Raw genomic sequence first — 5186 nt, forward strand, 5'->3', positions numbered from 1 at the left:
CTGGAGATGGCCCGCTGGCGACGGCGGCCAGCACCCCGGGCGATCGTGCACTCCGATCGCGGATCGCAGTACACGAGTTGGATCTTCGGTCACCGGCTGCGCTCAGCCGGGTTGCTCGGCTCGATGGGCCGGGTCGCCTCCAGCGTGGACAACACCATGATGGAGAGCTTCTGGTCGACCATGCAGCGCGAACTCCTCGACCGCCGCCAGTGGTCGACCCGGGCCGAGCTGGGATCGGCGATCTTCGAGTGGATCGAAGGCTTTTACAACCCCCATCGCCGCCACTCCGGCATCGGCTACCGCAGCCCCGCAGAGTTCGAAGCACTTCACACCGCCGCACTCACCGCGGCATGATCACCACACCCGATGTGTCCGGAGAACCGGGTCAAGCTCCCAACGCGATGACCGCACCCTCGAGTATCGACCCTGCCCGCTTCCTGCACGAGCAGCTGGCCCAGGCCACCCCCGATCTGCTGCGGCAGATGCTCACCACCTTAATCAACACGCTGATGAGCGCTGAGGCCGACGCGGTCTGCGGCGCGGAGTACGGCGCCCGCAGCACCGAGCGGGTCAACACCCGCAACGGCTACCGGCACCGGGACTTCGACACCCGCGCCGGCACCCTGGACGTCGCGATCCCCAAGCTGCGCGCCGGGTCCTACTTCCCGGACTGGCTGCTGGAGCGCCGCCGGCGGGCCGAACGGGCGCTGACCACCGTCGTCGCGACCTGCCGCCTGCTCGGGGTGAGCACCCGGCGGATGGAGAAGCTCGTCGAGAGCCTGGGGATCACCCGGCTGTCGAAGTCCCAGGTCAGCGAGATGGCCCGCGACCTCGACGCCCAGGTCGCCGACTTCCGGCACCGGCCCCTGGACCAGGGGCCCTACACCTTCGTCGCCGCCGACGCCCTGGTCCTGAAGGTGCGTGAAGGCGGCCGGGTGGTCGACGTCCACGCCCTCGTGTCCACCGGCGTGAACGCCGACGGGCACCGGGAGATCCTCGGCCTGCAGGTCACCTCCGCCGAGGACGACGCCGGCTGGCTGGCGTTCTTCCGCGACCTGACCGCCCGCGGCCTCACCGGAGTCGCCCTGATCACCTCCGACGCCCATGCCGGCCTGGTGGCCGCGATCGGCGCCACCTTGCCGGGGGCGGCCTGGCAGCGCTGCCGCACGCACTACGCGGCGAACCTGATGGCGGTCTGCTCCAAGAGCAGTTGGCCGTGGGTCCGGGCGCTGCTGCACTCGGTCTACGACCAGCCCGACGCCGCCTCGGTGCACGCCCAGTTCGACCGCGTCCTCGACGCCCTGGCCGACAAGCTACCGAAGGTCGCCGAACACCTCGAGGCCGCCCGCGCCGACGAGCTCGCCTTCACCGCCTTCCCCAAGGAGGTCTGGCGGCAGATCTGGAGCAACAACCCCTCCGAGCGGCTCAACCGGGAGATCCGCCGACGCACCGACGTCGTGGGCATCTTCCCCGACCGCGACTCCCTCATCCGCCTGGTCGGCGCCGTCCTCGCCGAACAGCACGACGAGTGGACCGAAGGCCGCCGCTACCTCGGCCTCGACGTCCTCGCCCGCTGCCGCATCCGACCGGCCACCGACACCGCCAGCACCACCGAGGAGGTGACCCCTCAGACGACCATTCCGGCGCTCAGCGCCTGACCGGACACGAAGATCACGCGGAAGCCGTCACACACCACGCCAGCGGACTTGACCCTGAGCAGTTAACATGCACGGATGTGACTCGTCGACAAACACCCCAACCCAGGAGGTGAGTCAGCCATCGCCGTGCCATGCCACGAAGGTGCTCGTGATCGTAAGACCACACAAGATCTCGAGAGGCCGTGACTGCCTGGCTGACCTTCGCTGCATCCACGCTGATTGAGGCGCAGCCCGAAGCAGGCATCGAGGGGCCGGGGCGGCGCAGCCACACGTCGTCTAGGCAAGCATCCGTGTCCAGATGCTTGCGCACCAAGTGCGGCCACCAGTTCTTGCGCGCCTGACGGGGAGGCGACGAAGCCTGCTCCACAAGAATGTTCGGACCCCGATCATGTCGTCGCTTGGTCCGGTGAGGTGGCCAAAGTTGGCCTCAGGCGATCAGGCCGGCCTCGCGCAGCGACTTGAGCGAGAGCTGCACATGGTGCGTGGGACCGACGACCGGCAGCAGCGGGTCGAGGGTCTTGAGGCCCTCGCCGGTGTTGAGGGCGACCGTCTCCTGCGCCGGGTCGAGGACCTCGCGCTCGATCAGCTGGCGCAACACCGAGACGGTGACTCCACCGGCCGTTTCACCAAAAATACCCGTCGTGCGGGCCAGGTCGCGGATGCCGGCGATGATCTCGTGGTCGCCGACCCGGCCGACCGAGCCGCCGGTGCGCCGGATGGCGTCCAGCGCGTAGGGGCCGTCGGCGGGGTTGCCGATGTTCAGCGACTTGGCGATCCCGGTGGGCTTGACCGGCTTGACGACGTCCCAGCCGTTGTCGAAGGCGGTGGCGATCGGGTCGCAGCCGGCCGACTGGGCACCGAAGACCTTCCAGCCGGTGTCCTCGACGATGCCGGCCGCGACCAGCTCGCGCCAGGCCTTGTCCACCTTGGTGAGCAGCGAGCCCGACGCCATCGGGATGACCACCTGGGCCGGGATCCGCCAGCCGAGCTGCTCGGCGATCTCGTAGCCCACCGTCTTCGAGCCCTCGGCGTAGTAGGGCCGGACGTTCTGGTTGACGAAGGCGGTGTCCTCGAACTCGTCCGTCTCGGCGAGCTCGCTGGTCAGCCGGTTGACGTCGTCGTAGCTGCCGTCGACGGCGATGAGCGCCTGGCCGTAGACCGCGGACTGGGTGATCTTGCCCGGCTCCAGGTCGCTGGGCACGAAGACGAAGGAGGGCAGCCCCATCCGTGCGGCGTGCGCGGCGACGGAGTTGGCCAGGTTGCCGGTCGAGGCGCAGGCGATCTTCGCGTAGCCGAAGCCCTTGGCCGCGGTCGCGGCCAGGCTGACCACCCGGTCCTTGAAGGAGTGGGTGGGGTTGGCCGAGTCGTCCTTGACCCACAGGCCACCGGTGAGCCCCAGCTCGGCGGCCAGCCGGTCGGCCCGCACCAGCGGGGTCATGCCCGGATCGAGGGTGACCCGGGACGCCGGGTCCTGCCCGACCGGGAGCAGCGCGGCGTAGCGCCAGATGTTCTGCGGGCCGGCCTCGATCTGCTGGCGGGTCACCGCACGCATCAGCTCGGGGTCGTAGTCGACCTCGAGCGGGCCGAAGCACTCGGCGCAGGCGTGCTCGGCGATCAGCCCGAAGGTGGCGCCGCAGTTGCGGCACACCAGGCCACGGGCCGGGTTCGGCGGGACGGGCCCGCCGGCGGTGACGTCTGCCTGGGCGGAACCGGGAGCGGTCATGGTCATTCGACGACTACCTCCTCATCTTCCCCGCGCCGGGCCGTCGAGCCGCGCGGGACGGAATTGGCACCTCTCGCTGCGCATGCGCGCAGCGACGGTTGCCGGGGCTTCATCGGGCCGTGTCCCTCTGCCCCTCTGGATGAGTGGAACGACCTCACACTACTCAGGCCAAAAAACCCGATGGAGGTCTGGCTGTTGCAAGAGATGTGCTGCTCGTTGGTCTCCGTTGCGGCACGGCGCTCGTTGTCCCGGCGAAGAGCGAGCGTGTCACCCACTTCGGGGATGATGGTCATCAACCGCCAGCAGTTCGCGACGGCGCAGCAACAGATGCTTTGCGTTCTCCAGGTTCCGACAGAGGCTGGATCAACTTCCGTATCGGGACCGGGTCGCCGCCTTCGCTCGTGGCGTGCGAGACGGGCTCGCGGAGCGGATCGCCGCCGTCGGCCGGTCTACGTGATGCTCGACGGCGACGTCGCCATGACCCTGGGCCGGCTGCTCCAGCAGGAGCTGGGGGTCAGCTCGGATGTGCTGGTCATCGACGGACTCGCCTGCGAGACTTCGACTACTCGATATCGGCCGGGTGAGGCCCCCTCGAAGACCGTCCCGGTGACGATCAAGTCGCTCGTATTGGGAGCGACCCGGGGGCCTGACCGGGAGTGCCGCTCAGCTCGTCGTCATCGGGTCCATCCCGCCCACGCGCTCGGCCGTGCGCGTGAGGTGGGTGCGCATGAGGCTCATCGCCGCGTCGGCGTCCCGGGCGGCGATGGCGTAGACCAGGGCGCGATGCTCCTCCACGCCCTGCCGGCCGTGCAACGGCGCCACCTCGCGGGCCCGCTCCAGGGACTGCAGCAGCGGGTCGTGCAGGGATTCGACCAGCATGGCGACGGCGCGGTTGTGCGTGGCGACAGCGAAGCGGGTATGCCACTCCGCAGAGAGCTCGAGCGGGTAGTCGTTACCTTCGAGAGCGGCGCTGCTGCGGTCGCAGATGGAGTGCAGCGCGGCGACGTCCTCGTCGGTAGCCCGCTCGCACGCCAGCCCGACGATGCCCAGCTCGAACACCATGCGCGCCTCGGTGACCTCCACGGCGGTCAGCGTCGCGAGCGAGATGAGGTCGGCGATGCCGGCCCCGACCAGGCGGCTGCTGGGCGCGGTCACGAAGGCCCCGCCGCGTGCACCCACCCGGATGTCGACCAGGCCGTTGGCCTCCAGCACCCGCAGGGCCTCGCGCACGGTAACCCGGCTCACGCCGAACCGCTCGCAGAGTTTGCGTTCGGAGGGCAGTCGGTCACCGGCAGCCAGCTGGCCTTGGCGGATCAGCACCCGGATCTGGTCGACGATGACCTCGGAGATGCGCCCGACGCTCACTCGGCTGAGCAGATCGCCCTTGCCGGCCGCGGAACTTTCGGTGGGCGCTGCTGCGGTCGGTTGCTGCATCGTCACCTCCGCATCGTAGGTGACCGGGGATGCGGAGCACCGGTTCCCGGGATCCGGTGCTCCGCATCCCGGGGGCCTGTCGACGCCGGGCCGCCCGGCGTGAGATCCGCCCGCACGTACCGGCCGCCGGGAGCCAGAGGCCGTAGGTCACCGTTCAGCGGATAGTGCAGCGGCGTGGCGATCGGAACCTCCAGGTCGATCACCTCGTCCGGGCCGAGGTCGTCCAGTAGGGCGATCAGCGGATGAAGGAGGACGGGAGCAAGATCGTCGGCGTGGTGGCCTGGGACTACCAGATCGCGCGGATCGTGGACCGCGCCGGAGTCGACCTCGTCTCCGTGGGGGACACGGTGGGCGTGAACCTCTGGGGTCAC

5 protein-coding genes and 1 riboswitch are annotated in these 5186 nt (G+C 69.6%); of the genes, 3 read left to right on the plus strand and 2 right to left on the minus strand.

The features are described 5' to 3' along the window. Both GCU67_RS13555 and GCU67_RS13560 read left to right on the plus strand, forming a co-directional pair. Window positions 1-354 (plus strand): integrase core domain-containing protein (locus GCU67_RS13555; protein WP_163611756.1); only part of this gene is annotated, 354 nt, incomplete at its 5' end. A 47-nt stretch (window positions 355-401) separates the two neighbouring features. Then, window positions 402-1658 (plus strand): IS256 family transposase, encoded by a 1257-nt coding sequence (locus GCU67_RS13560; protein WP_163611757.1) that lies wholly within the window; start codon window positions 402-404, stop codon window positions 1656-1658. 427 nt (window positions 1659-2085) lie between these two features. On the opposite strand, the gene thrC is transcribed toward GCU67_RS13560, so the two are convergent. Then, complete coding sequence (gene thrC / locus GCU67_RS13565) at window positions 2086-3387, minus strand: threonine synthase (RefSeq protein ID WP_211661368.1); 1302 nt, start codon at window positions 3385-3387, stop codon at window positions 2086-2088. Window positions 3388-3399: 12 nt separating this feature from the next. After that, window positions 3400-3527, minus strand: a riboswitch (SAM riboswitch). A 517-nt stretch (window positions 3528-4044) separates the two neighbouring features. After that, the gene (locus tag GCU67_RS13570; RefSeq protein WP_163611759.1) at window positions 4045-4815 is read right to left on the minus strand and encodes a FadR/GntR family transcriptional regulator; all 771 of its coding nucleotides are present in this window, start codon (window positions 4813-4815) and stop codon (window positions 4045-4047) included. A gap of 242 nt (window positions 4816-5057) precedes the next feature. On the opposite strand from GCU67_RS13570, the gene GCU67_RS23045 reads away from it, so the two are divergent. Next, the coding region (locus tag GCU67_RS23045; protein ID WP_211661370.1) for a 3-methyl-2-oxobutanoate hydroxymethyltransferase at window positions 5058-5186 on the plus strand (129 nt) is incomplete at its 3' end.

It is taken from the genome of Modestobacter muralis, assembly GCF_010682105.1.
Taxonomy (GTDB): Bacteria; Actinomycetota; Actinomycetes; order Mycobacteriales; family Geodermatophilaceae; genus Modestobacter; species Modestobacter muralis.